At 38.4% G+C, this 14,116-nt stretch carries 19 protein-coding genes; 12 read left to right on the top strand and 7 right to left on the bottom strand.

Features of this window, described 5'->3' with window-relative positions; translation table 11 throughout:
- Positions 1-22: 22 nt before the first annotated feature.
- Entirely contained in the window at positions 23-331 is a 309-nt protein-coding gene (locus MHH23_RS12085) for a DUF4870 domain-containing protein (protein WP_024719064.1), read from the bottom strand.
- A 384-nt stretch (positions 332-715) separates the two neighbouring features.
- On the opposite strand from MHH23_RS12085, the gene MHH23_RS12090 reads away from it, so the two are divergent.
- The 3 genes from MHH23_RS12090 to MHH23_RS12100 all read left to right on the top strand — a co-directional run bounded on the left by MHH23_RS12090 (position 716) and on the right by MHH23_RS12100 (position 2,714).
- Positions 716-1,117 (top strand): MerR family transcriptional regulator, encoded by a 402-nt coding sequence (locus MHH23_RS12090; RefSeq protein ID WP_340959564.1) that lies wholly within the window; start codon positions 716-718, stop codon positions 1,115-1,117.
- 37 nt (positions 1,118-1,154) lie between these two features.
- Complete coding sequence (locus MHH23_RS12095; protein ID WP_340959566.1) at positions 1,155-2,069, top strand: alpha/beta hydrolase; 915 nt, start codon at positions 1,155-1,157, stop codon at positions 2,067-2,069.
- Positions 2,070-2,291: 222 nt separating this feature from the next.
- Positions 2,292-2,714, top strand: a complete 423-nt coding sequence (locus MHH23_RS12100; RefSeq protein WP_340959567.1) for a cytidine deaminase — start codon at positions 2,292-2,294, stop codon at positions 2,712-2,714.
- Positions 2,715-2,757: 43 nt separating this feature from the next.
- On the opposite strand, the gene MHH23_RS12105 is transcribed toward MHH23_RS12100, so the two are convergent.
- From MHH23_RS12105 to MHH23_RS12115, 3 genes are all read right to left on the bottom strand, one after another.
- A complete protein-coding gene (locus tag MHH23_RS12105; protein ID WP_340959568.1) occupies positions 2,758-3,525 on the bottom strand; it encodes a pentapeptide repeat-containing protein in 768 nt (255 codons plus the stop codon).
- Positions 3,526-3,618: 93 nt separating this feature from the next.
- Positions 3,619-3,786, bottom strand: coding sequence for a YdhR family protein (locus tag MHH23_RS12110; protein WP_125701701.1), 168 nt, complete (start codon positions 3,784-3,786; stop codon positions 3,619-3,621).
- A gap of 108 nt (positions 3,787-3,894) precedes the next feature.
- Positions 3,895-4,083 carry a hypothetical protein gene (locus MHH23_RS12115; protein ID WP_024719068.1) on the bottom strand — a complete coding sequence of 63 codons (189 nt, stop codon included), beginning with the start codon at positions 4,081-4,083 and terminating at the stop codon, positions 3,895-3,897.
- Positions 4,084-4,340: 257 nt separating this feature from the next.
- Here MHH23_RS12115 and MHH23_RS12120 point away from each other — a divergent pair, with 257 nt between their 5' ends.
- From MHH23_RS12120 to MHH23_RS12140, 5 genes are all read left to right on the top strand, one after another.
- Entirely contained in the window at positions 4,341-5,510 is a 1,170-nt protein-coding gene (locus MHH23_RS12120) for an FAD-dependent oxidoreductase (protein ID WP_340959570.1), read from the top strand.
- Positions 5,511-5,552: 42 nt separating this feature from the next.
- Positions 5,553-6,233: a TetR/AcrR family transcriptional regulator gene (locus MHH23_RS12125; protein WP_445285659.1), complete on the top strand. Its 681-nt coding sequence runs from the start codon at positions 5,553-5,555 to the stop codon at positions 6,231-6,233.
- 162 nt (positions 6,234-6,395) lie between these two features.
- Entirely contained in the window at positions 6,396-7,046 is a 651-nt protein-coding gene (locus MHH23_RS12130; RefSeq protein WP_282747266.1) for a helix-turn-helix transcriptional regulator, read from the top strand.
- An 11-nt stretch (positions 7,047-7,057) separates the two neighbouring features.
- Positions 7,058-7,432 (top strand): RidA family protein, encoded by a 375-nt coding sequence (locus MHH23_RS12135; protein WP_017367342.1) that lies wholly within the window; start codon positions 7,058-7,060, stop codon positions 7,430-7,432.
- Positions 7,433-7,504: 72 nt separating this feature from the next.
- A complete protein-coding gene (locus MHH23_RS12140) occupies positions 7,505-8,608 on the top strand; it encodes a threonine synthase (RefSeq protein ID WP_340959572.1) in 1,104 nt (367 codons plus the stop codon).
- A gap of 384 nt (positions 8,609-8,992) precedes the next feature.
- Here the strand turns inward: MHH23_RS12140 and MHH23_RS12145 are convergent, their stop codons facing one another.
- The gene (locus MHH23_RS12145; RefSeq protein WP_340959574.1) at positions 8,993-9,337 is read right to left on the bottom strand and encodes a winged helix-turn-helix transcriptional regulator; all 345 of its coding nucleotides are present in this window, start codon (positions 9,335-9,337) and stop codon (positions 8,993-8,995) included.
- Positions 9,338-9,460: 123 nt separating this feature from the next.
- Here MHH23_RS12145 and MHH23_RS12150 point away from each other — a divergent pair, with 123 nt between their 5' ends.
- Positions 9,461-10,042, top strand: coding sequence for an NAD(P)H-dependent oxidoreductase (locus MHH23_RS12150; protein ID WP_340959575.1), 582 nt, complete (start codon positions 9,461-9,463; stop codon positions 10,040-10,042).
- A gap of 356 nt (positions 10,043-10,398) precedes the next feature.
- Here the strand turns inward: MHH23_RS12150 and MHH23_RS12155 are convergent, their stop codons facing one another.
- Together MHH23_RS12155 and MHH23_RS12160 are read right to left on the bottom strand one after the other, a co-directional pair.
- Positions 10,399-10,953, bottom strand: coding sequence for a sugar O-acetyltransferase (locus MHH23_RS12155; RefSeq protein ID WP_024719077.1), 555 nt, complete (start codon positions 10,951-10,953; stop codon positions 10,399-10,401).
- A 2-nt stretch (positions 10,954-10,955) separates the two neighbouring features.
- A complete protein-coding gene (locus tag MHH23_RS12160) occupies positions 10,956-12,119 on the bottom strand; it encodes an isocitrate/isopropylmalate dehydrogenase family protein (protein ID WP_268372917.1) in 1,164 nt (387 codons plus the stop codon).
- A gap of 77 nt (positions 12,120-12,196) precedes the next feature.
- Between MHH23_RS12160 and MHH23_RS12165 the strand changes: the two genes are divergently transcribed.
- From MHH23_RS12165 to MHH23_RS12175, 3 genes are all read left to right on the top strand, one after another.
- The gene (locus MHH23_RS12165; RefSeq protein WP_047946220.1) at positions 12,197-13,369 is read left to right on the top strand and encodes an MFS transporter; all 1,173 of its coding nucleotides are present in this window, start codon (positions 12,197-12,199) and stop codon (positions 13,367-13,369) included.
- A 193-nt stretch (positions 13,370-13,562) separates the two neighbouring features.
- A complete protein-coding gene (locus MHH23_RS12170) occupies positions 13,563-13,910 on the top strand; it encodes a hypothetical protein (protein ID WP_138278565.1) in 348 nt (115 codons plus the stop codon).
- 29 nt (positions 13,911-13,939) lie between these two features.
- Positions 13,940-14,065, top strand: a complete 126-nt coding sequence (locus tag MHH23_RS12175) for a hypothetical protein (RefSeq protein ID WP_008343787.1) — start codon at positions 13,940-13,942, stop codon at positions 14,063-14,065.
- Positions 14,066-14,116: the final 51 nt, after the last annotated feature.

The raw sequence follows: 14,116 nt of genomic DNA on the forward strand, positions 1-14,116 counted from the left end.
CACAGAACCGTTTTTCCATCTATTATTCTGAAAACACTTTAATGCCTTTCACAATGTTCCAAATGAAGAAGTAGATCGCCACAAGGAATGTCACAGCATACGTTGCAATTAAGAACGGACCAGCATGACTGATATCGTTCATGCCAAGTAAACCTGAACCGGCAATACCAAGACCGAAAATCAAATAAGGAATAACATGCGTCCATAGTGATTTTTTCGCATGGTATTTCACTTCGTCTTTTCCTAAGAAATAAACGATAATCGGAAATAGAAATGGTGCAAAAAAGATACTGAAGTAACATAATGAAGACAAAATTTTATTTTCTCTCAAACCTTTTCACCTCTATGATTGATTTAGAAGAGGGGACCATTTGACTCATCCCTCAATTCCTTACAAACCCATTGTACAACCTCAACCTTAACTCGTATTAATCCGAACCTTACAGCAACCTTAAATATGTTAAACCATAAAATGATGATCGATATTTCCATTTATTTTTTCAGAAAAAAAGTTGACTTCGCCCCCTCTGAATCTACAATCAGTAAAATCGAACCATTTGAAGATGTTCTACCCGGATGTTCAAGCTAGAGATCTCTTTGCTACAATCATTTGATAATAAAAGTTAGCCGAAAAATGTTTCACCTTGACCTTGAAGTATAGTTCAACCTTTATAATGTACATATAGTAAAACAAAATAATAAAAAAGGAGTAACGATGGAGTTGATGACTAGAGGAGAACTTGCCAAAAAAACAGGAGTGAGTCCTGCCACAATTCGTTACTATGAAGAGCACAACATATTACCTGCTCCAAGACGACGTTCAAACGGTTACAGACTCTATACAGATGACTATGTTGTGAAAATTCAATTGATCAAAGATGCGAAAACGCTCGGTTATTCATTAAAGGAAATAGCTGAAATTATGGACATGCTAAGTCAAGACATAGACCTTGATACCCTAAGACAAATTGTCCATCTTAAACATGAAGAAATTGAAAAGAAAATTAAAAGCCTTCGTCTCATTCAAGACCTTTTATCTAACTTATTAAAAACCCCTGAAAAGAAAGTACAAGTCTACCTGGAATCATTTCGTGTTCCGAAGCAGGATGATCAATAAACCTATTGAGTGAAGGAGAGAAAAAAATGAGTGTAGAATGTATCATGGTGAACGTTCTAAAGAAAGTATTCAATTTGAAACATTATTCGCTTCGCAAAGTAATAAAGAGAGTTTTTCTAGTATCGAACAGACAAAAAAATTTCTTGAGCAAAAAGGAATTGAAAATACGCAGCCTTATGCCATTGGGGATGATGTGAAGTTAATCAGTGAGGTACAAGAGCAGACATTCGAAGGCATGCAAGTTTTCACATTGAATGAACAAGCATCACAAAATCAAAAAGTCATTCTCTATCTACATGGTGGCGCGTGGACAAATCAGCCTTTGAATGTCCATTGGTGGTTCATGGATAAAATGGCGCAATCACTAGGTGCGAAAGTAGTCGCTCCTATTTACCCAAAAGTACCTCATTATAGCAACCAGGATACGTATCCGAAAATGCTTAACCTATATAAAGACCTTCTGAAAACTGCCGGAAGTGCCAATCAATTGACGATCATGGGAGATTCAGCTGGCGGAAACATCTCACTTGGTCTTGCGCACCTTTTAAAGAAAGAGGATCTGCCGCAACCGAAGGATATCGTGTTACTATCTGCGTGTGTGGATATGAGCATGAGCAACCCTCTCATATTTGAATATGCAAAAAAGGATCCGATTCTAGGTCATGAAGGAATGGAAGTCATCACAAAAATGTGGGCAGCTGATCAAAGTCTCACAGACCCATTGATTAGTCCCATTTACGGTGACTTTAAAGGGATCGGGAAGATCACTCATTTTATCGGAACACATGATATGTTATATCCAGATGCCATAAAGCTCGATGAAAAACTATCAGAACAAGGAATGGACATCAAAACCTTTGTTTATCCTGAAATGCTGCATGTGTTTGTTGTCATGCCAATTCCAGAAGCGGCAGATGCTCTGAAGAAAATCATTCAAGTGATCAATCGTTAGGGATTCAGTTCACACCTAGAAAGGGTACATGTTCTGATATAAATAGGGGAAAAGGCTGCTTATTTGAAAGCAGCCTTTTTCAATTGAATATGAAATACATTCAAAATGGCAATTCACTACAGATTAAACGGTCTTTTGGCTGGTTTGTAAAGGAGAGTGAAATTCAGTTCATCACCTCATGTTTGGTATAATACATACGAGCAGTAAGGAAAGGGGAACGCAATGAAAACGTTTGATCTATCACAAGAAGATATCGAATTAATAGACGAAGCAAAAAAGAAGATTATCAGTCTTTATGAAGATGACAAGCATCATGTAGGGGCAGCGATCCGCATGAAAACAGGAGAAATCATATCAGCTGTCCATATAGAAGCCTATATCGGACGGGTAACTGTTTGTGCAGAAGCCATTGCGATTGGCAGCGCTTTATCGAATGGATACAAAGATTTTGATACAATTGTTGCAGTGAGACACCCTTATTCAGATGAAGAAGATAGAAGAATTAGGGTAGTCAGCCCTTGCGGCATCTGCCGAGAGCTCATTTCAGACTTTGGACCAACGTGTTTTGTCATTCTTGATATGGATGGGGAGTTGGTCAAGGTGAAAATCGAAGAACTCATTCCGCTCAAATATATTCGAAGCTGATGCACCACATAAAGATAAAATAGGAAAAGGGATGTAGCAAACGTTACATGTGATCCTTGCTACATCCAAGATGACTGAAAAAGCGTTCAACAAAAGCGGCCCCATGTATGTTCTCCATATATTTCGTGTTAAAAATATACTGTTCCATTTGTTCAAGCTTCCGCAGACTCCGCACTAGTATTTTCCGATCATGGTCAGACAGAGTAGGATCATCATCTATCTTCTCTAAGGCCTTTTTCACACGTGCAGATACATGTTCAACATATAAATGGTGTTTGGATGCTGGCGGAATACATGCCGCTAAGTCACAGCCTATAAAACGAACACCATCAAGGGTGCAGTTTTCAAAATTGGCGATCAGCTTTTGTTTGCCATTTCCCTCAAACGTTATATCTATTAGCTTACCAGCAAAGGTACAATTGACGATGTTCGCTGCCTGTAAAATACGGTCATTGAATCTACATTTAGAGAAAGTACAATCGATAAACGTAGCATTCTCCAATGTCATTCCCCTCATATCGCAGGAAGAAAATTCGCAATTGGTGAAGACGGCTTCGTTTTTGCCAATGCCCACAGAGCGCAAGTCTGAATGACTAAAAGTACAATGATCAATCGTACTACCGGCAAAAAATCTCGCATTCGTCAGATCACACGTATCAAATACAAGATGATCCAAGTGACAGCTCCAAAAAATAGGAGAACAAACATTTGAGTTGATGATCGTCGTTCTGCTGATTGTTTCGTTTTCATACCTGGCAACATCAGAAAATGTTTCGTTGTCTACTGATATACCAGACTCAAGTCTTCTCATCGCTATCACCCTATCATTTCTACAAAATTTTTCACATTCATGATGTCCATTCAGCCAGTTCATTTTCTCTTAGCGCTTGTCTTTGACTCAAGATTATATCACAAAACGATATGCGTTTAATGGACCTTTTGTGATATGAGGAATGTCAGAATTCATATCAAAGATTTTCGCATTGATGTCTATTATACCAAAGCTAGTGATTCGTTTAGCGTGCATATCGTGATATGTTTCAGCAGTCTCTTTTGTTTTGAATAAATAGATTCCCTATCGGGGTCAGCTTGTATACATTCTTTGACTGAACACTAAGGTAAATCACAAAAACCTAAACAAATCTGCACTGTTCATGACGGTGGATTTTGTTTAGGTTTTTTAGCGATTGAATCGTTTTCGAAGAACTAGGCATGAGACAGCGAATACTGCGAAAGCGCCCGCCGATCCAGCAGCAAACACCAACTCAAATTGTTCTGGTTTCGGTTTGAATAACAAAGGGACTGAAAGAATGAGCGCAGCACCACTAAAGCTTAATCCTAATATCAACATGGCCAATAATTTATTCATAGAAACACCTCTTACACTTAGTGTGAGAACAATGGAGACCTACTGATCTAAGTATCATTGTTATGATTCGACAACCTTTAACCGTCCTAAATGGAGTGTATCATATGATGGTGGGCTTATGGGTTTCTTTTCATGAAAACACAATCGTATAACAAACGATTTTAAACGAACACTGTTCTTTACGAACGATGTTCGTTATAATATAAATGAAATGGAATTTAAAACGATTTCCACAAAGGGATGAGGAGATGCAGAAGATGACGTCATTATCTAAGGATCAAAAGCAAATCGCTATCATTGGAGGAGGACCTGGGGGACTAACACTCGCCTTAATTTTGCAAAATTACGGTATACAAACAACCATCTATGAACGGGAGATGCATGACAAGAGCCTTGAACGAGGGGGCTCACTGGATATTCACGAAGAAACAGGTCAAAAAGCTTTAAAAGAAGCAGGAGTTTATGAAAAATTTCAAAAGAACGCCCGCTATGAAGGGGAAGATTTCCGATTACTTGATAAATCAGGAAGAATTTATTTAGATGAAGAAACGGAATCAGATCAAAAAGGTACTCGCCCGGAAATTGATCGTGGTGTGTTATGTGAACTACTGTTAGAACAAATTGATGCTGAAACCATCAAATATGGATATAAACTAGAAAGATGCGTTTCATTAGAAAGTGGTATGACCGAGCTTCATTTTGAAAACGGAGTTGTCGAAACAGTTGACCTTTTGATTGGGGCTGATGGTGCTTTTTCTCGTGTGCGTCCTCTGTTAACAGATATTGAGATTGAATACTCTGGGCTCACGATGCTAGAACTGAATGTCTTAAGCGTAGAGGAGAACCACCCTGATTTAGCTGAATTTAATAAACGAGGTAAGATGTTTGCTTTGGCAGACCACAAAGGACTGATTGGGCAGTTAAACGGAGATGGCCGAATCAAAGTGTACGCAAGCTTCATGGTAGAACGCAATTGGATCGAGACTTGTGGTATACCGTTTCATCAAGCGAAAGAAGCAAAAGAACAATTATTAGCGTTATTTAGTGATTGGGATGATCAGCTGAAAAACTATATTCGTTATGCAGAAGATGCCATCATTCCAAGGCGGATCTATACGCTTCCTACCGGTTTTAAATGGAATCGTCATAAAGGAGTAACGCTTATCGGTGATGCAGCTCACGTCATGTCGCCATTCGCAGGCGAGGGTGTGAACATGGCGATGTTTGATGCAAGGGAGCTAGCACTTGCTATTGTCCGACATCCTCATCATATTGAAAAGGCGATTGAAGAATACGAAGACATGATGTACGAATATTCATCAGAAAAAGCGCATGAATCGGAGAATAGTTTAAAACTGTGTTTTTCAAAAGACGCTGCGGTCAAGCTTGCAAATATGATGAATTCTTTTCAAAAGGATGATGATTGATGCTCAATTTACTATTTTACTTTGACATGTTATAAAGAGAGTATGAACAATTCAAATCGTCGTATGATCAGTCGCCGGTCTCGGCCGGCTAAAGAACCCTTAAGCCGTGAGCTGATTGTGAAAACGGCCTATGAGCTTCTTAAGGAGCAAGGAATAGAGGGCATGAGTATGCGTAAGGTGGCTAAAGCATTGGATACGGGACCTGCATCCTTGTATGTCTACGTGAACAATGTTCAAGAACTCAGTGCTTACGTATTGGATTATGGTCTCGGACAAATGGTTTATCCAGATTCAAAGGATAGCACATGGAAAGAACAGTTATTCGACCTATTGCATACTTATTTCCTACTGCTATTCGAAAAACCGGGTCTCGCTGGAATTTCTCTTTCCACCATTCCACAAGGAACGAACTTTCTTCAGTTGACCGAACGTATTCTCGCTGCATTGCATGAAGGCGGGATCAAATCTACATCTGCAGCATGGGGAGTAGACCTATTGCTGTTATACGTATCTTCTGTAGCATACGAAAAGGTCTCTTGGAAGAAACAAGGCTCTTCACAGATTTCAGACACAAAAAAAGCATTTCTTCAAGCAGACAAAACGCAGTTTCCTTTCATTCATCGTGTAAAAGAAGAAATGTTTGCAGGTGATACCGTATCAATGGAACGATTCCGATGGGGAATTGACGTCATTTTGTATGGAATCCAGCAGGAAGACAATTAGAAAGGAGCATAAGCAAAAAGCAGTCAATGGCTGCTTTTTTTATGTGGTGATTTTCATATTTGTGATCTTGTGAGCATTATGATATATAAATAAATCTATATATTGTTTTTATATATAAAAAATTATATAATCTAGTGGAATAAAAAAATGAGGTGCTTAGGCATGGAACATATTAAAAAGTTATTAGAGAGCTATATTCCTTTAGCAAAATCTACTGCAAAAATGTTTGGACCAAATTGTGAAGTGGTGATTCATGATTTAACGAACCCTCAAGCATCTGTCATGTTTACAGTAAATAACCATGTGACAGGAAGACAAATCGGTCAATCATTTGATCATTTAGTCAAGACTGTATTACAATCAGAAGATTTTAAAGAAGATTATCTGGCTGGTTATACATTTGTAACAGAAGATAAGCGTACGATTCGTTCTTCGACTTCATTAATACGTGATTCAAAGCAAAAAGTGATCGGTGCTTTCTGTATCAATTTTGATGTTGAAGCACTGAATCAAATGCAGCAATTTATGGATACTTTTCTTACTACACAGGTGGAAGCTCAAGAGAAAGAAACAACATCAAATGATGATCTTGAAAATGTGGAAGAAATAGTAGATCAATTGATTCAACAAATCATTCAAAACAGTGTTCACCCAGTCATGAAACGTCATGAAAAAATTGAACTAATCAAATTCATGGATGAAAAGGGCATTTTTTTAATGAAAGGCTCTGTTGAGAAGGTCGCATCTATGTTGGGTATTTCCAAAGTAACCGTCTATAGCTATTTGGATGAAATCAAAAATAAATCGAGGTAAGGAGTGTCAACATGGAAAGCATACTCGAGGTAGGAAATCTAAAATCAAACGGACACTATGCATTCGCAACCATTCATCAAAACACGGTCTATGTGTCAGGACAATTTGCCATCAATCCTGAAACGACAGAAAAAGAGTTCGGCCCCATTGAAAAAGAGACATTACAAGCGCTTAAGAATGTAGAGATGATTGTAGAGGCTGCTGGAAGTCAAAAAGAAAAGATTTTGCGCATGACATTATACATTTCAGATATTGAATTATGGGACAAAGTAGATGCGGTTTATACCGAATTTTTCGGTGAACATAAACCAGCTCGTACGATTGTACCAACGAATGAATTACATTTTGGTTTCAAAATTGAAATGGATGCCATTGCATATATTTAGAATATTTTTTTGACCACCCTATATAAAAAATTATATTTTGTATAAAAAAATATTCAAAGGGGCAGATGAAGAATGAATCAATTAAGTTGTAACCATTGCGGGAAAAAATATGAGATGACACCAACTCTATGGAAATGTGATTGTGGTGGAGTATTAAATCTAGTGAAAGATACCCCGAAAATAGACGTCACAGCTTGGGAGCACTATCCAAATTCATTATGGCGTTATGTTGAAACCATGCCATTTCCAAAAGGTTCTAGGACGTGGGAAACTGTGACAATGGGCGAGGGCCAATCTCCTTTAATCGTTCTAGACCCTAATGAGCCAAACACTTATGTAAAAGTTGATTATATGATGCCGACACTATCATTTAAAGACCGTGGAGCAGCTGTGTTAATGACAAAAGCTAAGGAATTAGGGGTAACAAAAGTCATTGCTGATAGCAGCGGGAATGCAGGAACGGCAATTGCTGCGTATGCTGCGCGTTGTGGTATTGCCTGTGACATCTATCTAAGTGATCAAACATCACCTAAAAAAGTCGCTCAAATAAAAGCCCACGGAGCAACGATTAAAGAAATTCATGGTACACGAGAGGACATTGCAGCTGCGGCCCAAAAGGCAGTAGACGAAGAAAACGTTTTTTATGCGAGCCATGTCTATAACCCTTATTTTTTCGAGGGTACAAAAACATACGCCTATGAAATCTATGAGCAACTAAAAGGAGCACCGGATGCTTTAATCATTCCGGTTGGAAACGGCACTCTGCTGCTCGGTGCATATTATGGCTTTAGAGAGTTATTCGAAAATGGTCTCATTCATAAAATACCGAAAATTGTTGCTGTACAAGCGAAAAACTGCGCTCCACTTGTGAAAGCTTTTCAACATGCGGAGGAATCAGCAACGCCTGTGACAAATAAAGGGACTGTAGCAGAAGGGATCGCTATTGCTGCCCCAGCGCGTTCTAAACAAATTTTAGAAGCTGTATACAAGACGAATGGTACGTTTATTGATATTGAAGAAGAAGAAATTATACATGCACGCTCTAAACTGAGTCAGAAAGGATTTTATGTCGAAGTGACATCTGCCATCAATTTTGCTGGCTACATGAAATATCAAAAGGAATCAGAAGAAACCATTATCATACCTCTTTGTGGGGCAGGGATTAAATCAAAATAACCTTAGGACTCTGGTAGAATAGAGCGTTGCGTGCCTCGTTGTCCTATTATAGGTTCAATCAGGAGTAATATTTGCGAAATGAATTTAGATGATATGGAGGGTTTTGGCGGGGACATACCATTTGAGAACTTTACAGATGACATCATTCCTTTGCTGAATCTTTCGGACTCTGATAGTTACTTAATGCTAGATGTTTGTAGGACCGTTGCAGTTAGATTACGTCAACTGGCCTGATGATGATATAGATAAAAAGAACGCTCTCTATCTGGCAGAAGGAATGGAGTTAGTACATCAACAAAATGAGCCAATCGGATTGATATAAGATGAGAAGAAAGCTACTTTAGAAAGCATGTTTAAACCGTAGTAGCTTTCTTTCCACACTACCTAATTATTTTTCATTTGTTCCTCTCCCCAATAACATACCTCATCTAATACAGGCATCAGTGATAAACCCTTTTCAGATAAACTATATTCTACTTTTGGAGGCACTTGGGGATATTCTTTACGATGAATTAAGTGATCCGCTTCAAGCTCTTTTAGTGTATTGGTTAATGTTTTAAAAGAAATCGTTCCGAGCTTACGTTTCAGCTGATTATAGCGAACAGGACCATCGTTTGAATATAAAGCATACAGAACCGGCATTTTATATTTCCCACCAATTAATGACAAAGTATACCCAAAACCAGTATCTTTTAGCTCAGCTTTCGTCTGGAAGGACTCCTCATTCATTTTATACTCTCCTTTGGGTTAGTATCACACTTTGATTACCGTACTTGTAGTATGTTATAGCATACAATAAAATGAATGTACATCAAAAAATGATGCAAAACTCATAAAAAGGGTGAATGAATAATGAAAACGATTGTCTATGCACATCCTTGGGATGGAAGTTATAATCATGCCATTTTGACTTCCATAACAGAAAAATTAGAAACAAAGAAAGAACCGTTTCAAGTGATCGATTTATATAAAGATGGATTTAATCCTGTTTTTACAGCTGAAGAATTAAAACATTTTCATAAAGGAGAAACGCCTTATCCATTAGTGAAGGATTATCAAGAAAAATTAAAACAGTCAACAGAATTGGTATTTATATTCCCTGTCTGGTGGTGGGATTTACCTGCTATTTTAAAAGGATTTATTGATAAAGTGATGTTAAGAGGTTTCGCATTTACGGAAGATCAACACACTGGTGCTTTGAAAGGTTTATTGACAAATATAAAAAAAACAACCGTGATCTCAACATCTACAACAGATAAGGATTATATTGAATCGGAAGCTGGAAATGCCATTCAAAGCGTTTTTATTAACAGAACTCTAGCTGATTTGGGATTGAAAAATGAATCCACGAAATGGATTCATTTTTCTAGAGTGAACTTAACAACCGATGAAAAGAGAAAGCAATTTTTAAAAGAAATATCTCATCATATTTAATTTACTGTAGGAACAAGTTTAGTAACAAAGCAAGGAAGCTCAAAAAAGCCCAAACTCTACGACCGATTTAATTTTATCGAGAAGAGGTCGTAGAGGTTTTGAAATGAAAAAGAGATGAGGTTAGATAAAAATAGACGATGGTTTTATCAATGTATGAATACATAAAGAAGAAGAGTCTAAAAATTCTTTCACACAACATGAATGATCCAAATCAATATTTTCAAACTCTAGTTTACATAATATATATTCTAGGAAGTTAAACAACAATTGAATTTTCTTTGTCTCATTATTAAGTATACTTATCTTATTGAGATAAAACAAAAAATGAAAAATCCAACGGTTGATTCGTCAGATTTTCATTCCTCTAAATGTTTTAAGATTTTTGCAGGATTCCCGCCAACAATCACATTTGACGGAACATCTTTTGTCACAACGGCTCCTGATGCAATGACAGCATGATCTCCGATTGTCACACCTGGATTGATAATGGCGCCGCCGCCAATCCATACATGATGTCCAATTGTGACTGGTTTGCCGAATTCAATACCTGTTTGACGTTCTTCTGGATTTAACGGATGTCCAGCTGTGTATATATGTACATTCGGACCTAACAAACAATGATGTCCAATTGTAATCTTGCAAACATCTAATAACACAGCATCAAAATTTGCAAAAAAATGCTCGCCAACCTCGATATTGTATCCATAATCACATTGTATTCTGCCTTCAAATACCACATCTTCTCCGCAAGCGCCTAAAAGCTCCTTTAAAATGGCCTTTCTCTGTGATGGCTCATTTGTTTGCTGATAGGCAAATGTCAATTGTCGTGCTTTTGCTCGATCTGCCATCAATGTGTGATCATTTGGGTGATAGTATTCTCCCTTGATCATCTTTTCTTTTTCTGTTTTCATGTTCATCTCCCTTTTATTGAAAATTCATTCATCGTTTGAATGAATGCCTCGGTGAATTGTGTTGTCGTCTCATTTCCTCCTAAATCCTTCGTTTTCAAGTTCTTTTTTAAGGTCTCATCAAGAGTATGTTCGATCAGACTGGCTGTCTGTTTTAATCTTTCATCTTGATATTTCACATGTAGCCAGTTACAAAGCATTACTGTAGAAAGAATCATGCCCATTGGATTGGCTATATTTTGACCAGCTATATCAGGTGCTGAACCATGTGCCGCCTGTGCCATCGCTTGATTTTCGTTGCAATTTAATGAGGGTGCCATTCCTAAACTGCCGACTAGTTCCCCTGCAAGATCAGATAAAATGTCGCCAAACATATTTTCTGTCACAATCACATCAAAATCACCTGCACGTCTCACTAAATGAGCAGCCATCGCATCAATATGAATATCCTCAACCTCCACTTGTGGATATGCTTTCGCTACCTCTTGACATGTTCGTAAAAACAAGCCAGATCCTAATTTGATCACGTTCGCTTTATGAACAATGGTGACTTTCCCCCTCCTCTCCACTGCACGTTGAAAAGCTGCGTGGGCAATACGGGTAATTGCTTTTTTTGTAAACACACCTGTAGATATGGCGACATCTGGTGTAATCATCCACTCTCCTGTCCCCTGATACATATTCCGGTCTGGATAAAAGCCTTCTGTATTTTCTCGAAAAATGACAAGGTCGACGCCATTGGCAACGCTTTTCACACCTGGCAGCGATTGCGATGGACGAATATTTGCAAATAAATCAAATGTATGACGCAGTTCTCCACTTGGATTTCTTCTTTCTTTCAATTGATCAGGATATGAAGCTGAATCATGAGGTCCTAATATCCAGCCATGGCATTTTTTCAAGGCGGCTATAGTAGAAGCTGGCACTGGATCTTGATGAGAATGAATGGCTTCAGCACCGATAGGACACTCTACAAATTCCACAAATAGTTCATTGAACTGTGACAACGCTGTCTTTAAAATACGCATACTAGAATCAACAATTTCCGGTCCAATCCCGTCTCCCTTTAAAATACCTATTCGATATGACATATGTATCGCCCCTTTTGTCTTTATTCTATCAAAGAATGATGAAGTTGGAATATTTTCTTCATGATGATCCTCCCTCATGTTATTTACGAATCAAGAAGTCTCCTTTATAATCGAGTAGATTTGTTCTGTATGACTACATAGATATGAGGGATTAGATGAAATTAAAGTGGTATAAAGCGATTATTGTTATTTTTACGATGTCTGGGATCTCCATCTCCACTTGGTTTTCAAGAACACCAGAAGTGAGAGATTTATTGCAAGCAGATACAGGCACAATGGGACTCATTTTACTCGGCTTATCTGTAGGTTCCATTGTCGGGCTGATTCTTTCCAATGTATTCGTTCGCAAAAAAGGCGGCCGAGTGGCGATTGTGGTCAGCGCTTTTTTGATGTTTATTGGATTCTCAACCCTTGCAATCGGCGCGGCCCTCTCTTCTACGCTGGTTGTCACTGCTGGTCTTTTTCTTTTTGGTTCAGGCTCAGGCATGTGCAATGTTGCCATGAACTTAGAAGGAACGGAGATTGAGTATCAGATCAAGAGAACGATCCTGCCGATTTTGCATGCTTCTTTCAGTATTGGAACGTTAATTGGTGCAGGTGCCGGAATACTCTTTATTTATTTAGGTGTGTCTGTCCTCATTCACCTTCTCACCATTGCACTCCTTTTCTTTCTCAGCATCCTGATTTGTACACGGTTTATTCCGCACGGGACAGGAAAAGATCCGGATAAGACGCAGACAGAATCAGTTGAGGCTTCTCAAACATCATGGCTGAACAAACGGACGATCTCATTAGCGATGATTGCCTTATGTCTCGCATTTGTAGAAGGTTCTGCAAATGATTGGATTCCACTAGCAATGGTTGATGGCTATCAGGTTTCTCATTCAATGAGTACGGTCATCTATGCATTATTTTTGTGCGGGATGATTAGTGGCAGATTACTGAGCGGACGTTTCATTGATCGCTTTGGCAGGGTGTTATTGCTAAGAGTCGCGATCTTATCTGCTGCCGCCGGACTATTCTTGGTGATTTTAAAGATTTCACTCGTCGTGTGTATGATATCTATCTTTTTATGGGGACTTGGCGCGTCCTTAGGCTTCCCGCTGACCATTTCAGCAGCTGGTGATGATAGCCGCTATGCTGTCAAACGTGTCAGTATCGTCACTTTATCTGGGTATACAGCCTCTCTATCAGGGCCCCCTGTTTTAGGACTGCTCGCCAATCAAGTCGGTCTGCTTCATGCGTTTATTTTTGTTCTGTTTGCCATTTGTATTGCGGGAATCTTTACAAAAGCTGTTGCAAAACCGACATCAATACATTCTTTTTGAAAAGTGCCAGATTTGATCTCGGTACTTTTTTTAAATTTAATAAATAAAATTGAAACCTTTCACGAAGTGAAACAGTCCTATAGATGTCTTGATGTTTATCGCTTTTTTAAAGAGGGAAAGTAAAAAAATAAGACTTTTCAAATAACTGAAAACGTGGTAAGATCATGAAAATAAACAGGAAGGGGTGAGAAAAATGAAAAAAAATATGCTGTTAAAATTAGCAGTCTTATTCATAGCACTTGCAAGTTTTCATTTGTTCTCAATGCCTCATTCCGTTCAGGTATACCATCATGCAAAGGTGGTTGCTGATCAAGAATCACATGAAATGAAAATCGTTCAGACAGCAGGCGATGAAAAGAAACAAAAACATGTGAACGCAGTATTTGCGGCATTTACAGCACTGCTAGTCATTGGCAGTATGGTAGCTGGATTTGCACGCATCACTTATACTGATCGATTTGACCGGAAAAAGAAGCATTTACTTGCAGTGTTCTACCAGTCTTCGAATTTCCGAGTAGCTCGTGTTAACCCAACCATTTAAATCAAACAAAAATTGGGAGGTTTTACACGATGTTATTTTTCTTAAGAGTATTCATTCTAGGTCTATTCTCTGTCACTTCACTTTCTCTTTTCGTTTACCAAGGAATTGAAGTAGTGCATGCCATCACAAGCATGTTTGGCAATCACGAGAGTTAAATTGACCTCATCATAAAAAACCCCCTGCCTTACGCAGGGGGTTTTCGTTTT

It is taken from the genome of Bacillus sp. FSL K6-3458, from assembly GCF_038005045.1.
In the GTDB taxonomy this organism is placed as follows: domain Bacteria; phylum Bacillota; class Bacilli; order Bacillales; family Bacillaceae; genus Bacillus; species Bacillus altitudinis.

Bases quoted from the DNA above. Each gene is read 5' to 3' on its own strand.
- MHH23_RS12090 (WP_340959564.1), top strand. From the start codon at position 716: ATGGAGTTGATGACTAGAGGAGAACTTGCCAAAAAAACAGGAGTGAGT.
- MHH23_RS12095 (WP_340959566.1), top strand. From the start codon at position 1,155: ATGTATCATGGTGAACGTTCTAAAGAAAGTATTCAATTTGAAACATTA.
- MHH23_RS12100 (WP_340959567.1), top strand. From the start codon at position 2,292: ATGAAAACGTTTGATCTATCACAAGAAGATATCGAATTAATAGACGAA.
- MHH23_RS12105 (WP_340959568.1), bottom strand. From the start codon at position 3,525: ATGAGAAGACTTGAGTCTGGTATATCAGTAGACAACGAAACATTTTCT.
- MHH23_RS12115 (WP_024719068.1), bottom strand. From the start codon at position 4,083: ATGAATAAATTATTGGCCATGTTGATATTAGGATTAAGCTTTAGTGGT.
- MHH23_RS12120 (WP_340959570.1), top strand. From the start codon at position 4,341: ATGACGTCATTATCTAAGGATCAAAAGCAAATCGCTATCATTGGAGGA.
- MHH23_RS12125 (WP_445285659.1), top strand. From the start codon at position 5,553: ATGAACAATTCAAATCGTCGTATGATCAGTCGCCGGTCTCGGCCGGCT.
- MHH23_RS12130 (WP_282747266.1), top strand. From the start codon at position 6,396: ATGGAACATATTAAAAAGTTATTAGAGAGCTATATTCCTTTAGCAAAA.
- MHH23_RS12135 (WP_017367342.1), top strand. From the start codon at position 7,058: ATGGAAAGCATACTCGAGGTAGGAAATCTAAAATCAAACGGACACTAT.
- MHH23_RS12140 (WP_340959572.1), top strand. From the start codon at position 7,505: ATGAATCAATTAAGTTGTAACCATTGCGGGAAAAAATATGAGATGACA.
- MHH23_RS12145 (WP_340959574.1), bottom strand. From the start codon at position 9,337: ATGAATGAGGAGTCCTTCCAGACGAAAGCTGAGCTAAAAGATACTGGT.
- MHH23_RS12150 (WP_340959575.1), top strand. From the start codon at position 9,461: ATGAAAACGATTGTCTATGCACATCCTTGGGATGGAAGTTATAATCAT.
- MHH23_RS12155 (WP_024719077.1), bottom strand. From the start codon at position 10,953: ATGAAAACAGAAAAAGAAAAGATGATCAAGGGAGAATACTATCACCCA.
- MHH23_RS12160 (WP_268372917.1), bottom strand. From the start codon at position 12,119: ATGAGGGAGGATCATCATGAAGAAAATATTCCAACTTCATCATTCTTT.
- MHH23_RS12165 (WP_047946220.1), top strand. From the start codon at position 12,197: ATGAAATTAAAGTGGTATAAAGCGATTATTGTTATTTTTACGATGTCT.
- MHH23_RS12170 (WP_138278565.1), top strand. From the start codon at position 13,563: ATGAAAAAAAATATGCTGTTAAAATTAGCAGTCTTATTCATAGCACTT.
- MHH23_RS12175 (WP_008343787.1), top strand. From the start codon at position 13,940: ATGTTATTTTTCTTAAGAGTATTCATTCTAGGTCTATTCTCTGTCACT.